Source organism: Streptomyces sp. NPDC002018, assembly GCF_042890865.1.
In the GTDB taxonomy this organism is placed as follows: domain Bacteria; phylum Actinomycetota; class Actinomycetes; order Streptomycetales; family Streptomycetaceae; genus Streptomyces.
This window is the reverse complement of sequence record NZ_JBIASO010000017.1, coordinates 1-24,403: the sequence shown is the minus strand read 5'-3', so window position 1 is coordinate 24,403 and position 24,403 is coordinate 1. Positions and strand designations below refer to the sequence as shown.

16 protein-coding genes, 1 other RNA gene and 5 pseudogenes are annotated in these 24,403 nt (G+C 70.3%); 10 read left to right on the top strand and 12 right to left on the bottom strand.

The features are described from left to right. Position 1 precedes the first annotated feature (1 nt). Positions 2 to 652, bottom strand: coding sequence for a class I SAM-dependent methyltransferase (locus ACFYYH_RS25205; RefSeq protein WP_388555174.1), 651 nt, complete (start codon positions 650 to 652; stop codon positions 2 to 4). Between the two features lie 319 nt (positions 653 to 971). After that, entirely contained in the window at positions 972 to 2,885 is a 1,914-nt protein-coding gene (locus tag ACFYYH_RS25200) for an MFS transporter (protein WP_388555172.1), read from the bottom strand. A 423-nt stretch (positions 2,886 to 3,308) separates the two neighbouring features. On the opposite strand from ACFYYH_RS25200, the gene ACFYYH_RS25195 reads away from it, so the two are divergent. Beyond that, the gene (locus ACFYYH_RS25195) at positions 3,309 to 4,760 is read left to right on the top strand and encodes an MFS transporter (RefSeq protein WP_388555170.1); all 1,452 of its coding nucleotides are present in this window, start codon (positions 3,309 to 3,311) and stop codon (positions 4,758 to 4,760) included. Positions 4,761 to 4,932: 172 nt separating this feature from the next. Here ACFYYH_RS25195 and ACFYYH_RS25190 read toward each other — a convergent pair whose 3' ends face one another. After that, positions 4,933 to 5,112, bottom strand: coding sequence for a hypothetical protein (locus tag ACFYYH_RS25190; protein WP_388555167.1), 180 nt, complete (start codon positions 5,110 to 5,112; stop codon positions 4,933 to 4,935). A 150-nt stretch (positions 5,113 to 5,262) separates the two neighbouring features. After that, complete coding sequence (locus tag ACFYYH_RS25185; RefSeq protein WP_388555164.1) at positions 5,263 to 6,813, bottom strand: hypothetical protein; 1,551 nt, start codon at positions 6,811 to 6,813, stop codon at positions 5,263 to 5,265. Between the two features lie 209 nt (positions 6,814 to 7,022). Here ACFYYH_RS25185 and ACFYYH_RS25180 point away from each other — a divergent pair, with 209 nt between their 5' ends. From ACFYYH_RS25180 to ACFYYH_RS25165, 4 genes are all read left to right on the top strand, one after another. Continuing rightward, positions 7,023 to 8,060, top strand: coding sequence for an ABC transporter substrate-binding protein (locus ACFYYH_RS25180; protein ID WP_388555161.1), 1,038 nt, complete (start codon positions 7,023 to 7,025; stop codon positions 8,058 to 8,060). Positions 8,061 to 8,507: 447 nt separating this feature from the next. Then, positions 8,508 to 9,347, top strand: a complete 840-nt coding sequence (locus ACFYYH_RS25175; protein ID WP_388555441.1) for a Nif3-like dinuclear metal center hexameric protein — start codon at positions 8,508 to 8,510, stop codon at positions 9,345 to 9,347. Then, entirely contained in the window at positions 9,344 to 10,087 is a 744-nt protein-coding gene (locus tag ACFYYH_RS25170) for a zinc ribbon domain-containing protein (protein ID WP_388555437.1), read from the top strand. The genes ACFYYH_RS25175 and ACFYYH_RS25170 overlap by 4 nt, the downstream gene beginning before the upstream one ends. Then, positions 10,087 to 11,547 (top strand): bifunctional RNase H/acid phosphatase, encoded by a 1,461-nt coding sequence (locus tag ACFYYH_RS25165; protein ID WP_388555158.1) that lies wholly within the window; start codon positions 10,087 to 10,089, stop codon positions 11,545 to 11,547. Before ACFYYH_RS25170 ends, ACFYYH_RS25165 begins: the two co-directional genes overlap by 1 nt. 150 nt (positions 11,548 to 11,697) lie before the next feature. Here the strand turns inward: ACFYYH_RS25165 and eda are convergent, their stop codons facing one another. The 4 genes and pseudogenes from eda to ACFYYH_RS25145 form a co-directional block, all read right to left on the bottom strand. After that, positions 11,698 to 12,321 carry a bifunctional 4-hydroxy-2-oxoglutarate aldolase/2-dehydro-3-deoxy-phosphogluconate aldolase gene (eda, locus tag ACFYYH_RS25160; RefSeq protein WP_388555156.1) on the bottom strand — a complete coding sequence of 208 codons (624 nt, stop codon included), beginning with the start codon at positions 12,319 to 12,321 and terminating at the stop codon, positions 11,698 to 11,700. Positions 12,322 to 12,449: 128 nt separating this feature from the next. Beyond that, the gene (yaaA, locus tag ACFYYH_RS25155) at positions 12,450 to 13,256 is read right to left on the bottom strand and encodes a peroxide stress protein YaaA (protein WP_388555152.1); all 807 of its coding nucleotides are present in this window, start codon (positions 13,254 to 13,256) and stop codon (positions 12,450 to 12,452) included. Between the two features lie 263 nt (positions 13,257 to 13,519). Then, positions 13,520 to 14,395, bottom strand: coding sequence for a hypothetical protein (locus tag ACFYYH_RS25150; protein ID WP_388555149.1), 876 nt, complete (start codon positions 14,393 to 14,395; stop codon positions 13,520 to 13,522). A 173-nt stretch (positions 14,396 to 14,568) separates the two neighbouring features. Next, positions 14,569 to 15,300 (bottom strand): annotated as a pseudogene (locus tag ACFYYH_RS25145) (MerR family transcriptional regulator); the annotation flags it as partial. Positions 15,301 to 15,407: 107 nt separating this feature from the next. Between ACFYYH_RS25145 and rnpB the strand changes: the two are divergent. Beyond that, positions 15,408 to 15,808: RNase P RNA component class A (gene rnpB / locus ACFYYH_RS25140), an RNA gene on the top strand. Between the two features lie 76 nt (positions 15,809 to 15,884). Here rnpB and ACFYYH_RS25135 read toward each other — a convergent pair. Then, positions 15,885 to 17,534 (bottom strand): annotated as a pseudogene (locus tag ACFYYH_RS25135) (hypothetical protein); the annotation flags it as partial. Between the two features lie 296 nt (positions 17,535 to 17,830). On the opposite strand from ACFYYH_RS25135, the gene ACFYYH_RS25130 reads away from it, so the two are divergent. The 4 genes from ACFYYH_RS25130 to ACFYYH_RS25115 all read left to right on the top strand — a co-directional run bounded on the left by ACFYYH_RS25130 (position 17,831) and on the right by ACFYYH_RS25115 (position 22,127). Then, a complete protein-coding gene (locus tag ACFYYH_RS25130) occupies positions 17,831 to 19,819 on the top strand; it encodes a polymorphic toxin-type HINT domain-containing protein (protein ID WP_388555146.1) in 1,989 nt (662 codons plus the stop codon). Between the two features lie 27 nt (positions 19,820 to 19,846). Continuing rightward, positions 19,847 to 20,302 (top strand): hypothetical protein, encoded by a 456-nt coding sequence (locus ACFYYH_RS25125; protein WP_388555144.1) that lies wholly within the window; start codon positions 19,847 to 19,849, stop codon positions 20,300 to 20,302. 988 nt (positions 20,303 to 21,290) lie between these two features. Next, positions 21,291 to 21,644, top strand: coding sequence for a hypothetical protein (locus tag ACFYYH_RS25120; RefSeq protein ID WP_388555434.1), 354 nt, complete (start codon positions 21,291 to 21,293; stop codon positions 21,642 to 21,644). A gap of 75 nt (positions 21,645 to 21,719) precedes the next feature. Beyond that, a complete protein-coding gene (locus tag ACFYYH_RS25115) occupies positions 21,720 to 22,127 on the top strand; it encodes an Imm10 family immunity protein (RefSeq protein WP_388555142.1) in 408 nt (135 codons plus the stop codon). Positions 22,128 to 22,275: 148 nt separating this feature from the next. Here ACFYYH_RS25115 and xerC read toward each other — a convergent pair. The 3 pseudogenes from xerC to ACFYYH_RS25100 all read right to left on the bottom strand — a co-directional run. After that, positions 22,276 to 23,439, bottom strand: a pseudogene (xerC, locus tag ACFYYH_RS25110) (tyrosine recombinase XerC). 2 nt (positions 23,440 to 23,441) lie between these two features. Next, positions 23,442 to 23,591: pseudogene (locus ACFYYH_RS25105) on the bottom strand (helix-turn-helix domain-containing protein); the annotation flags it as partial. Between the two features lie 156 nt (positions 23,592 to 23,747). Further along, a pseudogene (locus tag ACFYYH_RS25100) lies at positions 23,748 to 23,906 on the bottom strand (replication initiator); the annotation flags it as partial. Between the last annotated feature and the right edge of the window lie 497 nt (positions 23,907 to 24,403).

Genomic DNA, 24,403 nt, shown 5'->3' with positions numbered 1-24,403 from the left:
GTCAGAGTCCCGGTGCCGTACGTCGGAGGACGCGCAGGGAGCCGGTCCCCGGCAGCTCGGTGAAGGCGCCTGACGCCAGCGCCCGCAGATAGACGTGGTACGGCGGCCGGCCCCCGTCCGCCGGGTCGGGGAAGACATCGTGGATCACGAGCAGCCCGCCCTCGGCGAGATGCGGTGCCCAGCCCTCGTAGTCCCCGTTCGCGTGCTCCTCGGTGTGGCCGCCGTCGATGAAGACGAGTCCGAGCGGGCCGCCCCAGACCTTCGCGACCTGCGGCGAACGGCCGACGACGGCGATCACCCGGTCTTCGAGACCGGCCCGGTGGAGGGTGCGGCGGAAGGTGGGGAGTGTGTCCATCAGCCCGAGGTCGGGATCGACCACGGCCGGGTCGTGGTACTCCCAGCCGGGCTGCTGCTCCTCGCTGCCGCGGTGGTGGTCGACGGTGACGACGACCGTCCCGGCCTCCCTCGCGGCGGCGGCCAGCAGCAGGGTGGAGCGTCCGCAGTACGTACCGATCTCCAGGAGCGGCAGCCCGAGCGCCCCGGCGTCGGCCGCCGCCGCGTGGAGGGCGAGCCCCTCGTCCAGGGGCATGAACCCCTTGGCGGCTTCGAAGGCGGCGAGGACGTCGGCTGCGGGTTCGGTCCCGGCGGACATGGGCGGCTCTCCTGGGGCTGATGCACTCATGTGCTGACGTTTGCGGGTGCGGGTGCGGGTGCGGGTGCGGGTGCGGGTGCGGGTGCGGCGCGGGCACAGGGCACGTGTACGGGCGTGGGCGCCCATGCTGCCGCACACCCCCGGCCGTGCGGGAGCCGGGGGTGTGCGGGGAGCGGGCGGCGGCGGGGCGGACCGTGACCAGGTGACCAGGTGACCAGGTGACCAGGTGACCAGGCGAACGGGTGACCAGGTGCCCGGCTGACCGGTTACTCCGGCGACCAGGCGCCCGGGTGCCCGGTGCTCAGGAGGTGCCCCGTGTTCAGGAGGGAACAGCGGTGGCGCGCTCCGGCGCGTTCTGCGTGAGGACCAGATCGACCTCCACCGGCAGTCCGTCGCCTGCGTACACCGCGGGGCGCGCGTGCGGTGTGTATCCCGTCGCCGTCCCCGCCAGTACGTAGTGCCCGCCCGCCGGCGGCAGCAGCGTGTACCGGCCGCCCTCGTCGGCGGTGGTGAGGCCCGCCTGCCGGCCGCCGCTGTCGATGAGTGTGACATTCGCCCGTGACACCGGCGTACCGTCCGGGTCCAGCACACGGCCCCGGAAACCGCCGGAACCGGCGATCAGTGTGTGCGGGCGGCTCCGCTCGTCGTCACCCGTCACCGCCGTGTCACCCGCTGCCGTCTCAGCCGTCACGGCCGCGACGGCGGCCACGGCCGCCAGGGATTCCGGCGACGCCGTCGGCTTCGGCCCTCTCGCCGACCCCGACCGCCGCTGCGACGGCAGGAACGCCGCCAGCACCAGACCGGCGATTACCGCGCCCGTGGCGATGAGGAACGAGATGCGGAAGCCGTGCAGCGTGGGCACCGCCACCCCGCCGGAGACGACGGAGGTGTGGGCCAGCACCATGCCGATCACCGCGCTCGACACCGACGTACCGATGGAGCGCATCAGCGTGTTCAGACCGTTGGCCGCACCGGTCTCGGAGGGATCCACGGCGCCGATGATCAGTGCGGGGAGCGAGGAGTACGCGAGTCCGATGCCCGCGCCCACGACCACCGAGATGACGATGGTCTGCCATGCCGCGCTCATCAGGCCGAGGCCCGCTCCGTATCCGATACCGATGATCAGCATGCCGAGCATCAGCGAGACCTTGGGTCCGCGCCGTGCGGAGATCCGGGCGTAGATCGGGGCCGTGAACATCATCGTCAGCCCGAGCGGCGCCACGCACAGCCCGGCCACCACCATCGACTGGCCGAGGCCGTATCCGGTGGATGTAGGCAACTGGAGAAGCTGGGGCAGGACGAGCGAGATCGCGTAGAAGGCGACACCGATCATGATCGAGGCGAGATTGGTGAGCAGCACCTCACGGCGCGCGGTGGTACGGAGGTCGACCAGCGGCGCGGAACTCCTCAGCTCCATGACGCCCCACAGCAGGAGGATGGCGACCGCGAGGCCGAACAGCCCGAGCGTGGTGGCCGAGCCCCAGCCCCAGTCGCCGCCCTTGGTGATCGGCAGCAGCAGGGCGACGAGTCCGGCGGAGAGCCCGATCGCGCCGAGCCAGTCGAACCGGCCGACGGCCCGCACCGACGACTCGGGCACATAGCGGATGGTCAGCAGGATCGACAGGGTGCCGAGCCCGGCGGCGCAGAAGAACAGCGCGTGCCAGTCGGCGTTCTGGGCGACCAGCGCCGCCCCGGGCAGGGCGAGTCCGCCGCCCACCCCGATCGAGGAACTCATCAGCGCCATCGCGGAGCCGAGGCGCTCGCGCGGCAGCTCGTCACGCATGATGCCGATGCCGAGGGGTATCGCGCCCATGGCGAAGCCCTGGAGCGCCCTGCCGACGATCATGATGACCAGGTCATCGGTGAATCCGCAGATCAGTGAGCCGATCACCATGACGGCGAGGCTCGCGAGCAGCATCCGGCGCTTGCCGAAGAGATCCCCGAGCCGTCCCATGATCGGGGTGGAGATGGCGCCGGCCAGCAGGGTCGCCGTCATGACCCAGGTGGCGTCGGAGGGTGAGGTGTGGAGAAGGGCGGGCAGATCCTTGATGACGGGTACGAGCAGGGTCTGCATCACCGCCACCGTGATGCCCGCGAAGGCGAGGACGGGGACGATGGCCCCGCCCGCGCGGGTCCGCGCGTCCGTTCGCCGCTCTGTTCCTGGTTCCGTCGACGGACCCTTGCGCGGATCCGGGAAAGCCTCCGGGTGCTGATCGGTTGTCGGCTGTGGCATACGTGCGTCCTCCGGGCGGGAAGAGAGAAAGTCAGGGCAGAGGCAGAGGCAGAGGCAGAGGCAGAGACAGAGACAGAGACAGAGACAGCGGCAGAGACAGGGGCAGGGGCGTGGCGTGGCGGCGGCGGACGGCGGGGTCCGCCAAGTGCATGCAGTGTGAAACCTTCCCGGCCGCCGCGATATTCCGGCGAACGCGGGACGAACGCGGTCCGACGCCGGAGCGCATTTCTCTGACGGCCCGTCAGGCCCGGTTTGGTGGGTTGATTTAGTGGCTTTTGTACCTTTGGTCCACTTGGTGGTATTGGCCGTGCCAGTGTGTTCTTGTCCGTCAGGTGCCGTCCCCGTGCGCCGGGAACGCGTGGCGAGTGCCGGGCGTAACGTGTGCTGACCGCCGGATGTACGGGCCGTTCCTGGGCTGCGACCATGACGCGTATGGCCCGAGCCGCAGCGGAATCCGACACCGCCCCCATATCCCCGCCCGCCGGCCCTGCCCCTGCCCGCGCCCGGACCTGGGAGGTGATCCTCGCCGCCTGTGCCGGGCAGTTCCTCGTCGTCCTCGATGTGTCCGTGGTGAATGTCGCGCTGCCCTCGATGCGCGCGGACCTCGGACTCTCCGCGAGCGGGCTGCAATGGGTGCTCAATTCCTATTCGATATCCTTTGCCGGTTTTATGCTGCTCGGCGGGCGGGCGGCGGATCTCTTCGGCCGCAAGCTGATGTTCCTGACCGGACTCGGGGTGTTCACCCTCGCGTCCGTCGTGGGCGGACTCGCGCAGGTGGGCTGGCAGTTGCTCGCGGCCCGCGCCGTACAGGGCCTCGGCGCGGCCGTGCTGGCGCCCGCGACGCTCACCATCCTGACCTCGGCCGTACCGCCCGGAGCCGCCAGGACGCGGGCCATAGGCACCTGGACGGCGGTCGGCGCGGGCGGCGGGGCGGCCGGCGGGCTCGTCGGCGGAGCGCTCACGGATCTGCTCTCCTGGCGGTGGGTGCTGCTGATCAATGTGCCGGTCGGGGTGCTGGTACTGGCCGGGGCCGCGGTGTGGCTGACCGAGTCCCGTACACGTACGGGACGGCGTCTGGACCTGCCCGGCGCGGTGCTGGTCACGGCGGGTCTGGCGGCGGTGGCGTACGGCATCGTGCAGACCGAGGCGCGGGGCTGGGGCGCGGCGGCCACCCTGCTCCCGCTGACCGGGGGAGTGCTGCTGCTGGCACTGTTCGTGGTGGTGGAGGCGCGGACGAAGGTGCCGCTGATGCGGCTGGGGCTGTTCCGGGTACGGGCCGTGTCGGCGGCCAACGCGGCCATGTTCGTCTGCGGTTCCGCGTCCTTCGCCGTCTGGTTCTTTATGACGGTGTACGCCCAGAACGTCCTGGGGTACGAGCCGCTGGAGGCCGGTCTCGCGCTCGTCCCCAGCTCGCTGAGCATCGTGTTCGGGTCGAAGCTGGCGCCCCGGCTGATGCCCTTGGCCGGTGCCAGGAACGTGGCGGTCGCGGGGGCGCTGGTGGCGGCGGCCGGGTTCGGCTGGCAGTCCGCGCTGACCCCCGACGGACCGTATCTCTCGTCGGTCCTCGGCCCCGGCCTGCTGATCATGACCGGTCTGGGAGTGACGGGCACCACGCTGGCCGCGCTGGCGACGGCGGGCGCGGAACCCGGCGACGCGGGGCTGGTCTCGGGCCTGATCAACACCTCCCGGACGATGGGCGGGGCGCTGGGCCTGGCGGTCCTGTCCACGGTGGCCGCGTCCCGTACGGCGGGCGGCACGAGCGCGCGGGCGCTGACGGAGGGATACGCGCTGGCGTTCAGGACGGGCGGCGTGGTGGTACTGGCGGGGGCGCTGCTGATGGTGCTGTGGCTGCCGCGCCACTCCTCGGACGGATGACTCGGGGCGATGACCCGCGGCGATGCTCGGGGCCGGCCCTCACGGACTCGCCCAGTACGCGTGCCCGGCCAGGGGAACGCGCACGGGAACGGCAAGAGGCCGCCGCGTCTGAGCCGCGACGGCCTCTTCGTGGTGCGTGCGTGCGTTCTCGTGCGTGCACCGGCCCCGGAATTCAGGCCGCGTTGCTGTGTTCCCCCTCCGCGGGGCGGCGGTGGCGGCCGTGGGCAGGAGACATCGAGTCCTCCGTCGACGCCGCGCCGCCCCGGTGCTTTCCGAGGTGGTCGATGTCACCCCGGTCCGCGGCCGTCCCCTGCGGGCGCTGCTGGTTTATCTCGATTCGGGCTTCAGACATGTGGGAAGTCACCCCGTCGTGATCGCTTCTTGTTGTGGCGCGGGGGCCCCGGCTTTTCCCCGTACCGCCCCGACAAGATGACGGTCACCGTCCACATCACAGTCCCCGACAATGCCCGGTCGGTACGGCTGCGCAGCCCCGGCAGGAAGTCTATCCAGGTACCCCTCGCCCGGTGAGAGGCGCCTGCTGCAAGGGAACCGGCCTGCACAACAGAGGAGTCGGCGGGGGCGTGAACGGTTCCCCGCCCGGGGATTCCGCTTGTGTGAATTCTGTGGCTGATGTGGCTGATGTGGCTGATGCGGCTGCCGTGGCTGTGACCGCTGTGAGTCCTGCCCCCATGGGTGCCGGGGATCCCGGCGGTGTGGCCGCTCCCGCCGGTGGCGTGCGCCTCAGTCGTGGGGCGGACGCCGTCGGGGCGGCGGACTCCCACCGGACGGCGGCCCCGGCCGGTTCCGCCGGGGCCGCGAGCCGGGCCACCCCGCACGGCACCTCTCGTGTCGCGTACGGCAGCCGCAGCACACCCTCCCGGGTCCAGAGTCCGGCACCCGCCAACCACCCCTGGGGCGGTGCGAGCCGGTGGAGCTGACGGCCCGTCGGACGCCAGATCCCCAGCCCGCTGCCCGCCGCGCCCTCGATCCGCAGCGCCACCGCGCAGCTCTCCGGCATCAGCACCTGTCCGGGCTGTACGGCGAACGGCGTCACCATGCTGTCCGCGAGCCGCAGACACTCGGGGAAGCGCACCGGACGCAGGCTGCCCACCACGCCCCAGCCCAGCCGGTCGTGGCCCGGCGCGTCGGAGCGGATCAGCAGCAGTCCGCTGTCGGGATCTGCCAGCAGCAGCCGGTCGTTGCTCTCCTCGGTGATCTGGAGCAGGGGCGTCACCTCGCCACCGCGCCCCAGATCGACGGCGACGGCCTTCACCACGCCGTCCCGCTCCCGGTCCAGGGCCAGTATCCGCCCCGTACGGTCGAGCCAGACGCCGCCCGAGCAGCGGCCCGCGACCTCGGCCACCCGCTCGGGTCCGAACGCGCCGCCCGCCACCAGCCAGACCGTGGTGGAGTGCTCGCCGACCGCCAGGGCCAGTACGCTCCGGCCGTCCGGCGAGGGCGGCAGCAGGGCCAGCCGGTCGCATCCGACCGCGCCCAGCGGCAGTTGACCCGTACCCGGCCCGGTCGGATAGAGCAGCGAGAAGTCGTGCCGGTCCGCCACCCGGCGGCGGATGAGCACCCGTCCGTCGGTCAGGGGCAGGACATCGGAGTCGGGTTCCTCGGGCTGGTCGAGGGGGAGGGGCACGGCGTAGGGCTCGGGGCCGTCGAGCGTCCACCGCTCCGGGAACCAGGCGTCCCCGTGGCCGTAACCGCCTCCGCCTCCGTCCCCGCCTCCGCCTCCGACCCCGTCCCCGTTCCCCTGCTGGGTCCCGCTCCCGCTCCCGCTCCCGGTTCCGTTCTCCTGCTGGGTGCCGCTTCCGCTCCCGCCTCCGCCCCCGTTCCCCTGTCGGGTCCCGCTTCCGCCCCCGGTCCCGTGCTCCCTCCTGCCTCCGTTCCCGTCCCCGCCTCCGCGCTCACTCCTGCCCCCGCTTGCGCCCCTGCTCCCGCTGCCGAGCGTCAGTCGCGCCGCGTAGGTTCCGTCCGCCGTGATCGCGAACCCCGTACGCCGCAGCGCTCCGTCCTCCGCAGCCGTCTCGATGGCACAGGCTGTCATCGGTTCGTCACCTCCGGCGACGAAGCTAGTTTTCGCACTTCCTGCCGAACAACACGACGTCGACCACTTCACACATATGGGTGTCCATGGGGGGATTTTCCGGAGAGTGCGGGGGTGGGTGTGCTGACCGGGAGGCGGGTGCTTAAGGTTAGGCAGACCTAAGTAGGCGCCCGATCGGCGCCTCGACCAGCACTTCCAGGAGCATCCAGATGTCCATACGACGCCGTGGCTCAGCCGCCGTGGTCGCTCTCGCCGCCGCGCTCACCCTCGCGGCCTGCGGCGGCGGCGACTCCTCCGACAGCGGTTCCGCCGCCGCCGACGACGGAGGGAAGAAGGCGGCCGTCGCCACGGGCGGCAAGGACTTCGCCGCCGCGGCCGAGAAGACGGCCACGTACGGGACCGACGCCGAGCCGGGGCAGTTCCCGCGCACGATCACCCACGCGATGGGGAAGACGGAGCTGAAGGCCCGCCCCGAGCGGGTGGTGGTCCTGGACGTCGGTGAGTTCGACAACGTGGTGTCGCTGGGAGTCGAGCCGGTCGGCTACGCCCCCACCGAGGGCGACGAGGCCATTCCGAGCTATCTGAAGCAGGGCGCGGGCAGTCCGGAGAACGTCGGCACGATCAACAACCTCAACCTTGAGGCGATCGCCGGGCTCAAGCCGGACCTCATCCTCGGCAGCCAGTTGCGCGCGGCCGACAAGTACAAGGAGCTGTCACAGATCGCTCCGACGGTCTTCTCCATCCGGCCCGGCTTCACCTGGAAGGAGAACTACCTCCTCAACGCCCAGGCGCTGGACCGCACCGCCGAGGCGAAGAAGGCGCTCGCGGCGTACGAGGAGAAGGCGGCGGCCCTCGGCACCGACCTCGGTCAGGACAAGCCGACCATCTCGATGGTGCGCTACATGCCGGACAAGCTGCGGCTGTACGCGAAGGCGTCCTTCATCGGCACGATCCTCGACGACATCGGCCTGCCGCGCCCCGAGAACCAGCAGATCAACGATCTCGCCGTGGAGATCAGCCCGGAGAAGATCGACGACGCCGACGCGGACTGGATCTTCACCGGGGTGTACGGCGACCCGAAGAAGACCCAGCGGGACACCGCGCGCTCCAACCCCCTCTGGAAGAACCTGAAGGCGGTCAAGGCCGGCCAGGCCAAGGACGTCAAGGACGAGACCTGGTACCTGGGACTGGGTGTGACGGCGGCGAACCTGGTCCTCGACGATCTCCGTGGCTACCTCGTCAAGTAGCCCGAGCCCGAGCGGGCGTGAGCAGCCCCGGCGTGAGCGACCCTGGCGTGGGCGGCCCGGCGTGAGCGGCTCGGCGTGAGCGGCCGGTGCGGGCCGGCCCGGTGCGGGCAGCCCGCGTGAGCAGCCCGGCGTGGGCGGCCCGGTGTCCGCGAGGGCACCGGGCGGCGGGGACGCAGCAGGGCCCATGGGACGCCGCTGGGCCCACGGGAACTCCGGTACGGGACCCGCGCGGACGCCGCTGGGCCCGCGCCGACTCCGGTACGGGACCCGCAGGGAGACCGCTGGGCCCCGCGGCTCCGGCACCGGACCTGCGGGGACGTCGGTACGGTGCCCCCGGCGGCACCGGGAGCGGGGATGCGGCAGGGCCCCGTGGGGCCGGCTCCATGAGCTGTCCCTGCCATGGCCGGCGGGGCACCCGGGACAGGTAGCCTTTCCTCCGTGCCCTCTGTGCCCCGTCTCTCCGAAGTGATCGCCGCGCTCGACGCCCTCTGGCCCCCCGAGCGGGCCGAACAGTGGGACGCCGTCGGTACGGTCTGCGGCGATCCCGACGCGACCGTGACCCGGGTCCTCTTCGCGGTCGACCCCGTCCACGAGATCGCCGAAGAGGCGCTGGAGCTCGGCGCCGAACTGATCGTCACCCACCATCCGCTCTATCTGCGCGGTACGACGACGGTCGCGGCCTCCACCTTCAAGGGCCGGGTGGTGCACACCCTCATCAAGCACGACATCGCGCTGCACGTGGCCCACACGAACGCCGACACCGCCGACCCCGGTGTCTCCGACGCCCTCGCGGGCGCGCTGGACCTGCGGATCCTCGGGCCCCTCGTACCGGACCCCACCGATCCGGCGGGACGGCGCGGGCTCGGCCGGATCTGCGAACTCGACCGCCCCGCCACCCTCCGCGACTTCGCGGCGCGCGTGGCGCACCGGCTGCCCGCCACCGCGCAGGGCGTACGGCTGGCGGGCGACCCGGACGCCCCCGTCCGTACCGTCGCCGTCAGCGGCGGTTCGGGCGACGGTCTCTTCGACCGGGTCAGGGCGGCGGGCGTGGACGCGTTCCTCACCGCGGACCTGCGCCACCACCCCGCCTCCGAGGCCACACAGCAGTCCCCGCTGGGACTGGTCGACGCCGCGCACTGGGCCACCGAGTGGCCCTGGTGCGAGCAGGCCGCCGCCCAGCTCGACGAGATCTCCGACCGCCACGGCTGGGACCTGCGGGTCCATGTCTCGAAGACGGTCACCGACCCCTGGTCCGCCCACCACCATTCTTCAGGAGCCCCCAACTGAACGCCGCGCCCGCCGACCAGATCCGACTTCTCGACGTCCAGGCCCTGGACGTACGACTGTCGCAGCTCGCCCACAAGCGCAGCTCGCTGCCCGAGCACGCCGAGATCGAGTCGCTCACCAAGGACCTCGCCCAGCTTCGCGACCTGCTGGTCGCCGCCACGACCGAGGAGAGCGACACCGCCCGCGAGCAGACCAAGGCGGAGCAGGACGTCGACCAGGTGCGCCAGCGCGCCGTCCGCGACCAGCAGCGGCTGGACTCCGGCACGGTCACCTCGCCCAAGGACCTGGAGAACCTCCAGCGCGAGATCGTCTCGCTCGCCAAGCGCCAGGGCGATCTGGAGGACGTCGTCCTCGAAGTGATGGAGCGCCGCGAGTCCGCGCAGGAGCGGGTCGCCGAGCTGACGGAACGTGTCTCCTCCGTCCAGGCGAAGGCCGACGACGCCGCCGCGCGCCGCGATGCCGCGCTGGAGGAGTTCGACGGCCAGGTCGCGTCCGTGACCAAGGAGCGCGAGGTCATCGCCGCGTCGGTGCCGGCCGATCTGCTCAAGCTGTACGAGAAGCTCCGCGTCCAGCAGGGCGGGGTGGGCGCGGCCCGGCTCTTCCGGCGGCGCTGCGAGGGCTGCCAGCTCGAACTGAACATCACCGAGGTCAACGACGTCAGGGCGGCGGCGCCGGACGCCGTGCTGCGCTGCGAGAACTGCCGCCGGATCCTGGTCCGTACGTCCGAATCGGGTCTGTGATGGCGCGGTTCGTCGTGGAGGCCGACGGAGGTTCCCGGGGCAACCCGGGGCCCGCCGGCTACGGCGCGGTCGTCCTGGACCCGGTGACGGGCGAGACGCTCATGGAGGCGGCCGAGTACATCGGGGTCGCGACGAACAATGTCGCCGAGTACAAGGGGCTGATCGCAGGCCTGAAGGCGGCGAAGGCGCTGGACCCGGCCGCGTCCGTCCGGGTCCGTATGGACTCCAAGCTCGTCGTCGAGCAGATGTCGGGCCGCTGGAAGATCAAGCACCCGGACATGAAGCCGCTGGCGGCGGAGGCCGGGCGCGTCTTCCCGACGGGCCAGGTCACCTACGAGTGGATCCCGCGCGAGAAGAACAAGCACGCGGACCGGCTGGCCAACGAGGCGATGGACGCGGGCAAGAAGGGCAAGCGGTGGGAGCCGTCGGCGTCCCGGGCGGCCCTGGACACGGGGGCGGCACGCAACGCGTCGCGCGGCGCCGCCGGTGCCTCCGCCCGCACGGCCGCCGGTGCGTCCGGTGGTGCCTCCGCCCGTGCGTCCGCGCCCTCGGGGCCTGCGGGTGACGCGGCGGCCGGCGCGGCGAAGGCGAGGGCGGCGCTCGCGGGCGGCCGCGCGCCGGGGGCAGGGGCGGGGGCCGGGGCCGGGGGCACCTCGCGCGAGCGGCATCTCGGCGCGCCGGCACCCGAGGAGCCCGCCGACGAACCGCTCACGACGGAGAACCTGCTGACGTCCGGGGTGCGGAAGCCGACTTCGGCCGCGTCGGACGCAGACGGTACGGGCGGCGGGGCGACGCTCCGTTCACCGCAGGTCGGCTGGGGTGCCTCCGCCGATCTCGGTGCTCCCGCGACCTTCGTGCTGCTGCGGCACGGCGAGACCGCCCTCACCCCCGAGAAGCGTTTCTCGGGCAGCGGCGGCAGCGACCCCGAACTCTCCGCGATCGGCCGCCGCCAGGCCGAGGCCGTCGCCGTGGCGCTGGCCGCGCGCGGCACGGTCCAGGACATCGTCTCCTCGCCCCTCAGACGCTGCCGTGAGACGGCCGCGGCCGTCGCCTCCCGGCTCGGACTGGACGTCACGGTCGAGGACGGCCTGCGCGAGACGGACTTCGGCGCATGGGAGGGGCTGACCTTCGCGGAGGTGCGGGAGCGCTACCCCGACGACCTCAGCGCCTGGCTCGCCTCACCCGCCGTCGCGCCCACGGGCGGTGGCGAGAGCTTCACGACGGTCGGCCGCCGGGTCAGGGCGGCGCGCGACCGGCTGCTCGACCGGTACCAGGGTCGTACGGTCCTGGTCGTCACCCATGTCACCCCGGTGAAGACGCTGATCCGACTGGCGCTCGGCGCACCGCCCGAGTCGCTGTTCCGGATGGAGCTGTCGGCGGCCTCGCTGTCGGCGGTGGCGTACTACACGGACGGCAACGCGTCGGTGCGGCTGCTGAACGACACGTCCCATCTGCGCTGACGCGCGGACCGGCCCCGGCCGGACCGAACCCGGCCGGACCGGGATGACGGACCCGGACCGCGATGACGGACCGGACACCGGACCGCGACGCCGGACCGGACCGCGACGCCGGACCGGACCCGCGATCGGGGTGGGCCGGGGCCGCCCGGTTCAGGCCGCCGTGCCCAGCGCCGCAGCCTCGCGCGCCAGCGACTCGACCCGCTGCCAGTCCTTCGACGCGAGCGCGTCCGCGGGGAGCATCCACGTACCGCCGACACAGCCCACGTTCGGCAGGGCGAGGTACGACGGCGCCTTGGCGGCCGTGATCCCGCCCGTCGGGCAGAAACGGGCCCGGGGGAGCGGGCCGGCGAGTGAGGTGAGATAGGCCGTGCCGCCCGCGGCCTCCGCCGGGAAGAACTTCATCTCGCTCACCCCGCGCTCCAGCAGGGCCACCACCTCCGAGACCGTCGAGACCCCGGGCAGGAAGGGCACCCCCGAGTTCAGCAGCGCGTCGAGCAGTGTGTCCGTCCACCCCGGGCTGACGAGAAAACGCGCGCCCGCCGTCACCGAGTCGGTCACGGCGTCGGCCGTCAGGACCGTACCGGCGCCGATCACCGCGTCCGGCACCTCGGCGGCTATCGCCCGGATCGCCGCCGTCGCGGCGGGAGTCCGCAGGGTCACCTCGATCGCCGGCAGCCCGCCCGCGACCAGGGCGCGGGCGAGAGGGACGGCGTCGGCGGCATCGTCGATGACGACGACGGGGATCACGGGGGCGAGGTCGAGCACGGAGGTCATGGCGTCATCCTGCCGTGCGCCGCCCATCCTCCGCAACGAGCGTTGCGCAGAGCGCAATCAGTGGAGTGCGTCGAGCGAGGGCATGGCCCGTCCCAGCCACCTCGGCCGTCCCAGCCACCTCGGCCGCCTCAGTGAATCTCCCTGACGACCACATCCAGGGCCCAGGGCCGGTCGGCCCGCTCCGGAGCCGTCGCCTCCACCACATGGCCGAGGTCGCGGAGGGCCTCCACCAGCGCCGCCGGGTTCTTCGGCAGGGCGCCCGCCGCGAGCAGGTCCCGTACCAGCCGGCCCTTTGTCGCCTTGTTGAAGTGGCTCACCACCGACCGCTTCTCCACCCCGGTCACCGGATCGGTCTGCGCGTGCAGCACCCGTACCCGTGCCGTGCGGCCGGCCAGTTCGCCCTTCGGCTGCCAGGCCGCCGCGTACGCCGACGACCGCAGATCCAGTACGGCCCCGCCGTCGGCCGCCTCCGGCAGTACGGACTCCATCGGCCCGCGCCAGTACGCGCCCAGCGCGCCGAGCCCCGGCAGTCTGACCCCCATCGAGCAGCGGTACGGGGGGATCCGGTCGCCCACCCGTACCGCGCCCCAGAGCCCCGAGAAGACCAGCAGCGACTTCGTGGCCCTGCGGCGCGCGGCGGTGTCGAGGGTGGCCAGGTCCAGCGCGTCGTACAGCACACCGGTGTAGATCTCCCCGGCGGGACGGGTGCCCGCCGTGCGCAGCACCGCGTTCTTGGCGATCTCGCCCCGTAGCCCCTCGCTCAGACCGAGCACCTCGCGTGCCTTCTCTTCGTCGCCCGCGCACAGTTCGACGAGCCCTTCCAGCACGGCGCTCCTGGCCTCGGCGAGCCCCGGCAGGGACAGGGACTCCAGTTTCAGCGGAGCCCCGCGCCCGGAAGCGGACTTGCCTTCCGACGGCGGCAACAGGACGAGCACGGGACTACTCCTCGGCGGTGCGGGACTCAGGGGCGTGGGAGCGCGGGGGTGAAACGGCGTACGGGAAGGGGGCGCGGCCCCCCCGCGCCAGGGTAGTCGCGGGGGCCGCGCCCGAAGCCCGGAGGGCCGTGCGCGACCGGCGGCCAGGGGCCGGGACGGCCGGGAGCCTGGACGATCAAGGGGCGGCCGGGCGCGCACCACGGGGCAGGGACGGTCAGCGGCCCGGGACGGTGAGCGGCCCGGTGGTCAGCGGCCCGGAACGGTCAGGGGGCGGCCGGGCGTGCCGGTGTCAGGGCGCTCGTGACCGTCTCCGGCCGGTCGGCGTGGAAGCGGATCACCCGGGCCCGCCCCTCCCGGCCCAGCGGCCGTACGAAGGTGACGGGCGCGGTCAGCTCCACCCGTACCGTCGTCTGACTGCCCACCACCAGCTCCAGGATCCCGTCGTCGGCGGGGTCGTACCGGATGAGCCCGCTGTCCGGGTAGCGCCGTTCGACCCGTACGGAGGCGATCCGGTCCGCGTCGATCCGCAGATCGAAGAGCGCGCCGTAACGGATCCTCAACGAGCCGTCCGCGCCCACCACATGGGGCCGGGTCACACAGCTCGCGTGGAGCGCCAGCACCATCAGTACGGTGTAGACGTCGAGCGCGAGCACGATCCGGTGCACCAGCGGCCAGGGGATCAGCAGCGCCAGCGCGACCGTCTCCACGACGGCCACGAAGAGCAGTCCGTACATCATGGCCGTCTGCGGGCCGGTGTACGGGACGGGGTGATCGCCTTCCCGTACCCCGTGCGTGCGGCGTACGGCCCACCGCCCGAGGCCGCCCATGGCCCGGATCTCGTGGGCGAGCAGTCTGCGCACGGGAGCGGGCACCGTCGTACGGAACGCCTCCGCGAGCGCGTCCCGGCGGGCGGCGCCGGAGCGCCGGGCGGCCGCGTAGCGCCGGCCCAGTACCACCGCCTCCAGGGCGAGCGCCGAGCCCACGACGGCCTCGGCGCCGAGCAGCACGGCGGCCGGGACGGGTACGCCCGCCACCAGGCACAGGACGAGGGCGATCTCGCCGCCGACGATCAGCCAGGCGATCGCCGCCGGGGGGCCCTTCACGGTCCTTTTCCCGCCGCTGTCCGTGTTCTGCTTCATGCCGGTTCCCCGTTCCGCTCCTGGCCGTGGCCGTGGCCCTCGTCCTGCTCCTGCTCCTGGCCCTCGGCCTGTTCCTGGTCCTGTTCCTGGCCCTCGGCCTGGCCCTCGGCCTGTTCCTCTTCCTGTTCCTGTTCCTGCTCTTGGTCCCCCTCCTGGCGCCGCTCCTCGGCGATCCGCGCCTGTGTCAGGAGGGTGTCGATCAGCCGGTGGACGACACGGCTCTGGGCCGGGGCGAAGTCGGCGAGCAGGGCTTCCCTGAACCCCGTGGCGACCGGCTCCCCTTTCTTCGCCGCGGTGCCCGCCAGCGCCTCGGCGGGTACGGCGGCGGCGATATCGGCGGCGAGCGGCTCGATCCGGGGATCGTCGGGCGGGGCGTCGGCGAGTTCGTCGAGCCGCCGGTAGAGGGCGAGGACATCGGTGTTCCCGGCCAGCAGACGTACACCGTCGTAGAAGCGTTCGCTGCCCTCCACCGTGTCGAGGAGCGTCAGCAGCTCACGGTCCTTGGCCGCCATCGGGGAGTCGGCGGCGGGCAGGGAGCCCAGCAGCCGGGCCAGGGCCGGGGACACCGGCGCCTCGGCCGACGGCGGGCTGCTCATCAGCTCGGCCAGCCGCTCGCGCCGGGCCCGGATCGCGGCTTCCTGCCGGGCCAGATCGTCGTCCAGCTCCCCCAGCACCTCGATCAGCTCGCGCCCCTGGTCGTCGGCGAGGACGTCCCGTACCTCGTCGAGACCGAGCCCCACCTCGGTCAGCCGCCGGATCCGGGCGAGCAGCACGGCGTCCCGTACCGAGTAGTCGCGGTAGCCGTTGGCCCGCCGCGCGGGCTCGGGCAGCAGGCCGAGGTGGTGGTAGTGCCGTACCGCCCGTGGGGTCACCCCGACGAGGTCGGCGATCTCTCCGATCCGCATGCACTCCAGTAGAGACCTTGACGCTACGGCAAGGTCAAGCAGCCGGGCCCCTGTCGCCGGGTGCGGTCCGGCCCGCGCCCGGCGGGTAGGATGGCCGGTACGGCAGACGAGCCGGGCGGACGGCCGCGTGGGGGTCTCATGGATCTCCCCGAGGAACGTCCGGGCTCCACACGGCAGGGTGGTGGGTAACGCCCACCCGGGGTGACCCGCGGGACAGTGCCACAGAAAACAGACCGCCGGGGACCTCGGTCCCCGGTAAGGGTGAAACGGTGGTGTAAGAGACCACCAGCGTCCGAGGTGACTCGGACGGCTAGGTAAACCCCACCCGGAGCAAGGTCAAGAGGGAGCACCCCGGTGCTCCTGCGCGGACGTTCGAGGGCTGCCCGCCCGAGTCCGCGGGTAGACCGCACGAGACCGGCGGCAACGCCGGTCCTAGATGGATGGCCGTCTCCCCGGCCGCCGCGAGGCGACCGGGCGACAGAACCCGGCGTACAGCCCGACTCGTCTGCCGCCCCCGCGGCTTTTCCCAAGAAAGAGCCTCCGCCTCGCGCCGATGGTCCGGCGCGGGGCGCGGCGGGTCACGGTCAGCCGATCGTCTGGCGGGTCTTCCAGTAACTGGCAGCTCCGATGATTTCGGTTCCGGTGCCGGTGAGGGCGGTTCTGGTGCCGGGGTGGAAGCGTACGGATCCGTCGGAGCGTACGGTCCAGATGTCGGGGATGCTGTCACCGTTGGCGTCGGGGGTGCCCAGGATGTGGGGGACCGTGGTGCTGGACCAGCCGGAGGCGCCGTACTGGGTGTCGGCTCCGCCGGCTGAATTTGCGGCCTGGGCAAGAGAGTTGAGGTCGACACCGCCGGATGTCGCTTTGATTCCGGTGCGGAGCAGCAGTCGTCCGGTTTCGTCGGTGCGGAAGATCATGTCGGTGACGCCGTCGCCGGTGATGTCCAGGACGGTGGCGATGTCCCGGTTGGTCCAGGAGGCGCCGGCGAGTCTGGTGGCCTGTTCCACGGTGGCGCCGTGGTAACCGGTGAGGACCCAGAACGTGTCTCCGACGGTGACGAAGAAGTCGGCTCTGCCGTCGTCGGTGGCGTCGCCCGCGGAGACGATCTGGGTGAAGGTGCTGGGGTCGGGGGCTCCGGCGGGGAGGAGGATCTCGCGGCGTTTGTCGATGTTGACGGCGCCGTAGCCGTCGCCGGGGTAGACCCAGAGCTTGCCGTCGACGCGGGCGACGAGGTCCTGGAGGCCATCGCCGCCGTAGATGTCTCCGTTGTGGGTGATGAGTGCGCCGTCGAAGTGGCCGGAGGGGGCACCGGTGTAGTAGGGGAGGTCGTCGCCGTTGGGGTCTTTGGCTGGGTTGTCGCGGTAGGCGCCGGGCATCGCGTAGTCCAGGTCGCCGCTGGCCTTGGTGAGGTCGCTGGTGGCCTGTGAGGGATACAGGTTGAGATTGCCGGCCTCGGTGACGGCCATCAGGTCGGGCATTTTGTCACCGGTGAAGTCGCCGAGGGTGTCAGCCTGGTCCCTGGGGCTGACGTAGAAGAAGTATTTGGTCGGTGCGGAGATGTTGCCGGCGCCGTCGACGGTGCGTACGTACAGGACATTGGGGCCCGCGGCAGGCGGTTTGGTGTTGGAGAGTGTCGCGCTGACGGTGGTCGCGGTGCCGGCGGTGCGGGACAGGGAGAACGGGTAGCTGGCGGAGTTGAAGCCGTACTCGTACCAGACTACGTCCGTGCTCAGGGCGCGGACGGTGAAGGATCCTGGGGTGCCGAACTTCTTCTCGCTCCAGATGCTGTCCTCGGGCAGGTTGCCGAAGCCGTTCTCGCTGTCGTCGGCGTTGGGGAAGTCGGTGGAGGAGACCTTGGGCGGTTTGGGCGCGGCGGTGTCCAGGATGAAGCGGCAGGGAGTGTTCTTGGGGGAGTAGTCGGAGCTCGCCCCCGTGTCGTCGAAGGCCCTCGCGCGCCAGGAATACAGCGTGTTGTTGGTCAGCTTGCTGGTGGGGAAGGCGGAGGTGGTGACGCGGGCGGTGCCGGTGGCCGAGCCCACGGACTTCTTGCCGGTGGTCTTGAGCAGGTCGCCGACGGTGTCCCACTTGCCCACCGGCCACAGGTCGAAGTCCAGGTAGTCGAGGTTCTTGTCCTTGTCGGTGGCCGAGGCGGTGAAGGTGATCTCACCAGCGCCCATCCGGGCGTACGGCTCCGTGGTGGTGCACTTGGCGTCCGGCCCGAGGTCGACTGACCGCCTCGCTGGCCGCCGCGGCACCCGCCACCGGCACCGTCTCCACCGGTACCACCGCCTACCGCCAGTCCTTCACCTTCGACTGGCTCGGCAGTCGCGCCACCCTCACCGAGCACGACACCGCCGACGCCACCAAGAACGTCACGTACAGGTACGGCTACGGCCGTGCGGAGCCTCCCGGCGCCCAGCCGCACACCCTGTCCTGGATCAGCTCCACGCCCACGGGCAAGGGCAGCAGCTACACCAATGACGCCGTCGGCAATACGAAGGTCCGCGATCTCGCCGCCACCACACAGCAGTTGGAGTGGACGGCGGAGAACAAGCTCGCCACGATCACGGACGACGGCGTCAAGACGACGTACGTCTACGACGCCGACGGCAATCGCGTCCTGGAGAACTCGGCCACCGGTTCGACCCTGTATCTGGGCGAGACCGAGCTGACGACGGACAGTACCGGCAAGATCATCCGGTCCTCCCGGGCCTACGCCCACCCGGGTGCCCCCACGGTCGTCCGTACCACCGTCAACGGGGCGACCACGGGCCATAAACTCAATGTCCTCATCGCTGACCACCTCGGCACCGCCAACACCACCGTCGAACTGGGCGGCACCCAGCCGGTCACCCGGCGGGCCTTCAAGCCGTACGGAGAGGCTCGCGGCCCCAAGCCCTCCACCTGGCCGAACAAACGCAGCTACCTCGGCGTCGGCATCGACGACGCCGCGACGGGCCTGACCCATATCGGCGCGCGTGAGTACGACCAGGCCGCGGGCCGCTTCCTCTCCGCCGACCCGGTCATCGACATCGCCGACCCGCTCCAGATGAACGGGTACGCGTACAGCAACAACAGTCCCGTCAGCAGCAGCGACCCCACCGGGCTGATGGCGATGGCCAACCGCAGTGGGGGCCCGAGTACCAACACCCCGGCGCCTCCGCCTCCGCCGGCCTCCTCGGGCAGCTCGACCACGGTCACCTACACCACCACCAAGACCGTCACGGTGACCAAGCCCGCCCCTTGCGACTGGCTGTGCAGGGTCAAGGGCTTCGCACGGGAACACGTCACCGTCATCACCGTCGTCACCGAGGTCGTCGTCGGTGTCGGGTGCGGCATCGGGGCCGCCGCCGCAGGCGCGGCTACCGCGGGAGTCGGCACCGTCGTCGTGGGAACGGCCTGCGGAGCCGCCGCGGGCTTCGCGGCCGGAGTCGTGGGCAACGCCATCGACCCCAAGGCCGACCACAGCCTCGGCGGCTACATGTCCGCCGCGGGCAAGGGCGCCGGGGTCGGAGCGGTCAGCGGGGTCGTCGGCGCGGGCGTGGGCAAGCTCGCCGGCATGGCGGCCGGCAAGATCGCCCAAACCGCCGTCGGCCAGGCGATCGGCAAGGGCCTCAAAGCAGCGGGCTCCAAACTCATGGGCAAGGGCGGCGCGTCAGCCCGAGCCGGTGCGGGCACGGCCAAGTGCTTCCTCGCGGGCACTCCGGTCCTCCTCGCGGACGGCACCTCGAAGAACATCGAGGACATCGAGGTCGGCGACAAGGTCCTCGCCACCAACCCGGCAACAGGCGAGACCAGCGCCCAGCCCGTCACCGAACTCCTCCCCTCCGAGGGCGAGAAGAAGCTCAACGAACTCACGATCACGACGGCCAGTGGCAACAAGAAGATCACCGCCACGGCCGAACACCCCTTCTGGGTGCCCCAGGAAAACGCCTGGGTCAACGCCGCCGACCTCAAACCCGGCACAACCCTCAGCACCCCCGACGGCACCACCGCCAAGATCGCGGCCAACCACGCGTACACGGACCACGTCCGCACCTACAACTTCAGCGTCGCCAAACTCCACACGTACTATGTACTCGCCGGGCAGACTCCGGTTCTTGTCCATAACGCCTGCGGAAGTAATACCGGGGGAACCTACGGGAGCCTGAAGCCAGCGAACCAGTCGGGCCTGCCTCCTCAAGAGATCAACCACATGCCTCAGAATGCGTCGACTCCTCTTGGGTACGACCGGGGGCCGGCAATTCGGATGGACAAGGTCGACCATCGGCAGGTTTGGTCGACGGGGCAGGGAAGTCGCGCAGAGCCCAAGGCGTGGCTTATGATGCAGCGTGAGCTCGTAGGCTCTGGTCGAATAGATGAAGCCATGCAGAATGACATCAATGACGTCACAACGCGTTTCCCGGGAAAATACAACAATGCGATTGGCGATATGATCGGCGCCCTGTCCGGTAATACTCAGTATCAGGCGCTGCGTACCGTCCCGCAACAAGTTCATGTGCAGTTGACCCTGTGGTGAGGGTACGAGGCGCTCCGGAGGTGGAGAATGGTGATTGATCTTGATCCCCCTCGAGGGGCAGGAGATCTGGCGATTGGCATGCCCATCGATGAGGCGGAGCGAGTCCTGCGGGAGATCCCGGGATTCATGCCGCCAGTCGCAGGGGAAGTTAGAAATAAGGGTTTTGCGCACTACGATTCGGAGTTGTCAATCTCCCTCGACTTCGATTCTCGCGGAATGGTGCGCGCGATCGAATTGTTCCGCCCCGAAGGTGATGTTCAGGTTACTTTCCGTGGCCTTTCTTTGTTCGAGGAGCCTGCAGATTTCTTGATTGCGCGGCTCTCTGAAATGTCCCGGATTGAAATTGGGGATGAAGGGCTGAATATCACGGCTCCTGATATCTTCATCGGACTCTGGAGGAGTGTGACTCCCGAAGATTCCGGTGGAGAAGAGGGGCGTTATTTTGAGTCGGTTCTGATCGCCGCTCCTGGCTACGGAACATAAAAAATTCGGCCCTGCCCTTCGATTTCTTTGGGTGGGTTGGAGTGAATGTTTTGGCCAGCAGCATTGAGATCCTCTTTGATCACTCTCGGGCCGCTGATTTGGAAGGCTGCTCGAAGGCGACTTCGCGCTCGGGTTAAATAATTGCAGGGCCTCACCGGAACAGTGTTCCGGTGAGGCCCCCGGGGCGGTTGACGGCAGTAGTTGACGGCAACGTCGGCGGATGGGTGCTATACGAAGTACTGGTTCGGTTGCGTCGTCGGGCTCGTCTGCGGTGAGCAGGTCGCGGGCCTCCTCCACGGTCGGGGGATCGAAGCGGCGTGGCCTGGGGGGTGGTTCGAAGTTCCGTCGGGCGCGGTGGTGGTGGGGTTGCGTCCAAAGTTTCTCTACGAGATCAAGGCGGGCCCCGCCGCCGGAGGTGGCCGAGCGTCGCCGAGCGACCCGCCGTCAGGCAGGCCGCCGACGCCTGCGACGGGTGCCGGCGGAGACCGGGCCCGCGCCGAGGGGGTGGGCCCGACCGATGCCCTCCGGCAGCAAGTTGTGGCGTAAGGACTCCTTGCTCCTGGCGGAGCAAGTTGTCGCCTGCGACCGTCCTACGGCCGGATCGCAGACACAGGGTCAGCCAGGGGGCCGACCCTCACGTCCGTTGCCGCACTCACCGAGGACGGTGGCTGAGGCTGCCTCCGGCGGGGAGCGAAGCTCCCCGACAGCCCGCCGTCGCCCGACCCCTCCGCCCCGGGTTGCCAGACCGTCGGGGCGCGAGGCAAGCCGTACGCCTAACGGGGGCCTCGACGGCCGACCGCCGATGCCCCCGGACCACGTGACTGGTCTATACCACCGACGGCAGTAGTGACGGCAACAACCACGGACAACCCCGGCCGTACCCGCACCCCAGCGGAACCGCCGAACACCGTTTGACCTGCGAAAACGCTGGTAGAGAGGGGCCGCTTAGCACACGTACTATGTACTCGCGGGCCAGACGCCGGTATTGGTGCACAATAAGTGCCCGAATCACATCGCAGAGGTTTCTGTCCTTGACTCGAATGGGAACGTGCGTGGTGCCGGGTCGGGTGAAGAAGGATCGGCGAGCTATTGGAGCGGCAGAACATCTGATGCCGAGAAAGCCCAAGGTAAGTTCAAGGGCGGCATGATGTCTCACACCGAGGCCCGGGCGACACGAGTTGCAGGATCGCCGCATCCGTACTGGAAGGCGGGAGATGATCCACTCCTCGGTCGCGCCCCTGCTGTAGCGGGAGATACGTACTATGTAGAGGCGCAACTGCCGCCATGTTCCTGGTGCGCACCCGTCATGGAGGAAGCTGCCACGAACACGGAGACCAATTGAGTCTATACATGGATGGATAGTGCGGGTACGCGTCAGTTCTGGTGGCGTGGCCCTAACAGTTAGGAGCTGGTCCGAGTGGTTGTGCTGGAGATCCGTGAAGTTGGCGTGGAGGATGAATCTCCGCTGCTGATGGTGGGGCTAGCCGAGTCCGCAGACGACGAAGGACGAGACTTCGTCTTCCAGTGCGATCTTCGCAGGAATGAATATCGCTCGGACAGTAACTGGCCTGAAGGTGATTCTTACTGCGTCACCAATCAAGCCGGAATGACGAATTATGGCGCCGTTCGTGAAATCGAACTTCGAGGCGACGTGTTGCGTGTCTTTTTCACGGCGGGTGCTGTCCGGGATCTACATCTTGAAGATTCCGAGTTTGAATTTCGGATTGATTCAGATGAATTCGATCGAGAAGAGTTCCGGCGTTGTTTGCGTAGCATTCTGACGTGCGGCCGACCTGAATATCATCCGACCCTGGTTGGGTTGTAGGTGGGTTCACGCAGCTCTCGATCTCGTCTATTGGCAAGTAGGCGTGAGTTGTTTAGAAGGTCTACTGTCTCCGGACGGTAGAAGTGCCTCGGGGCCCGCTGATATCAGCGGGCCCCGAGGAATTTGACGGCAGTAGTTGACGGCAACGTCAGCGGACCGGGGTTGCGCAGAGCGGTGGTTCGTCGCCGTCGTCGGGCTCGCTGGCGGTCTCGGTGGGGTTGCGGAGGGCGTGGCCGAGGAGATCATGGAACCGGATGCGGCGGAGTCTGGCCTGGCGGAGCAGGATGTTGAAGTGCCGTGTGAGGGTGGACCCTTCGATCGGGGCGCCGTTGAGGCGGGTGAAGACGTAGCCGCTCGCCTTCCAGCCCGTCCCTGCCGCTTCGCGTTCCTGGCGCTGCCGTTCGCGGTGCCGTTCGAGGGAGCGCAGGCACGGCGTCGGCAGGGCGATACGGCGTTCGGAGCTCTGGGTCTTGGTTGGCAGGGCGGTCAGGCCGCCGGAGTTGCTGCGCTGGAGGGTGCGGCGGATGCTGGCGGTTCAGCCGGCCAGGTCGAGGTCTTCCCAGCGCAGGCCGAGGAGTTCGCCCTTGCGGAGTCCGGTGCGCAGGGCGAGTTCGAATAGCGCCGCCAGCCGATGCCCATTCGTGGCGGTGAGGAGCTGGCGGGCTTCGTCGACGGTGAGAGGTTCGAAGCGTCGGGGGCGGGGTGTGCCGGTGCGGACATTGCGGGCGGCGTTGCGCGGGATCTCCTCTTCTCGGACGGCGTGCTCCAGGGCGGACTTGAGCACGGAGTGGATGTAGGTGAGCGTCAGTGGGGACAACAGCTTGCGGCAGCACTGGCCGGTGGCACAGCAGTGCGGCTGATCGCGCCGGGCGTCGATGCCGTGCGTGCAGCACTGGCAGGTGGTGCGGAGCTGGTTGAGCCAGGTGCGGATGTCCTTGGCGGTGAGCTTGGTGAGCTTCTTCTTGCCAAGGCCGGGGGCGAGGTACCGGTTGACGCAGGCGGTGTAGCGGGTGTGCGTGGTCTTGCGGAGCTGGTGGACGGCGACGTTCTCCAGCCAGTACGTCAGGTAGGCGGCCAGGCTGTCTTGCGCGGACGGGACGGGGAGGCCGCAGTTGCTGGTGGCGATCTTCTCGGTGAGCTTGGCGAGAGCTTCCTTGCGGGTGGTGCCGTAGACGCGGATGCGCTTGCGGGTGTTGCCGGGGGCGAGGACGTATCCGGCGGCTTCCCAGCGGCCATCCTTGCGCTGGTAGACGGTGCCGTCGCCGTTGGCGCGCACGCGGCGGGAGGCGGGGGTGTCTCGGGGGGTGGCCATCGGGCGGCGGCTTCCTGTTCCAGGCGGGTGCGGATGAAGTCGGTGAGCGCGTGGGTGGGGATGCGGCGGGAGCGGCCAAGGGTGATCGAGGCGAGTTGGCCGGAGCGGAGGAGGTCGTAGACGGTGGAGCGGCCGAGCTGGAGGCGGGCCATGACCTGGGGCACGGTCAGTAGTTCCTCCGGAGCCCCTCGGAGGCCGTGGCCATCAGCAGCCCCCTTCTGCCGCGAACTGCTGTTCCAGTTCTGGTGCCGGACGTGGGCGGCGAGGAGGGCGGCGCCGGGGCTGTAACCGGAGCCGAGATAGTCCCTGTGGCCGACGACGAGGGTGGTGTCCGGGGTACGCTCGGGCAGGCCGGTGTGGGCGTGGGCCTTTTTGGCGCGCCAGGCATGGCGGGCGTCGCGCAGCGCGCCCAGGGTGGTGGAGCAGGAGCGGGACTTGGTGGAGAAGTGACCCCGGAAGCCGAGCATGTGCGCCCACTTCCAGAGCTTGAGGTCGGCGAACTCGGGCAGCCTGCCCAGCTCCTAGCAGGTGCGGATCATCTGCCGCACGTGCCGGGTGACGGCGAGACGGGGCAGGGGTCGGGCCTGCCCGGTTCCGTCGCAGGCGGTGCACGGGAGTGGCGTCCCGTGGGGCAGGAGGGTTGCGCCGTGTCCCTGGCTGTGACGGGAGAACAGGGCACGGTCGAGGGCGCCGGAGGCGTCGGCGGACTTGGTGGCGCCTGCCAGGCTCTGACCAGCTTGATTCGCTGGGAATCGTCACTGGATGTCCTGATTGGCGCCGCCAACCGATGTGATCGATACGGAGGGCCGTCCGTACGCCTGGATCGTGATGCCGTAAGAGAGGTTCTACAGCGGTGTACCTCCGCAGAACTAGGACTTGTCCGGCCGATCATGTTCGGAGCCAGATGGTGAGGGCTGCCGCTGTTGCGGTGCCGAGGAAGATGTAGCCGCGCTTGTCGTATCGG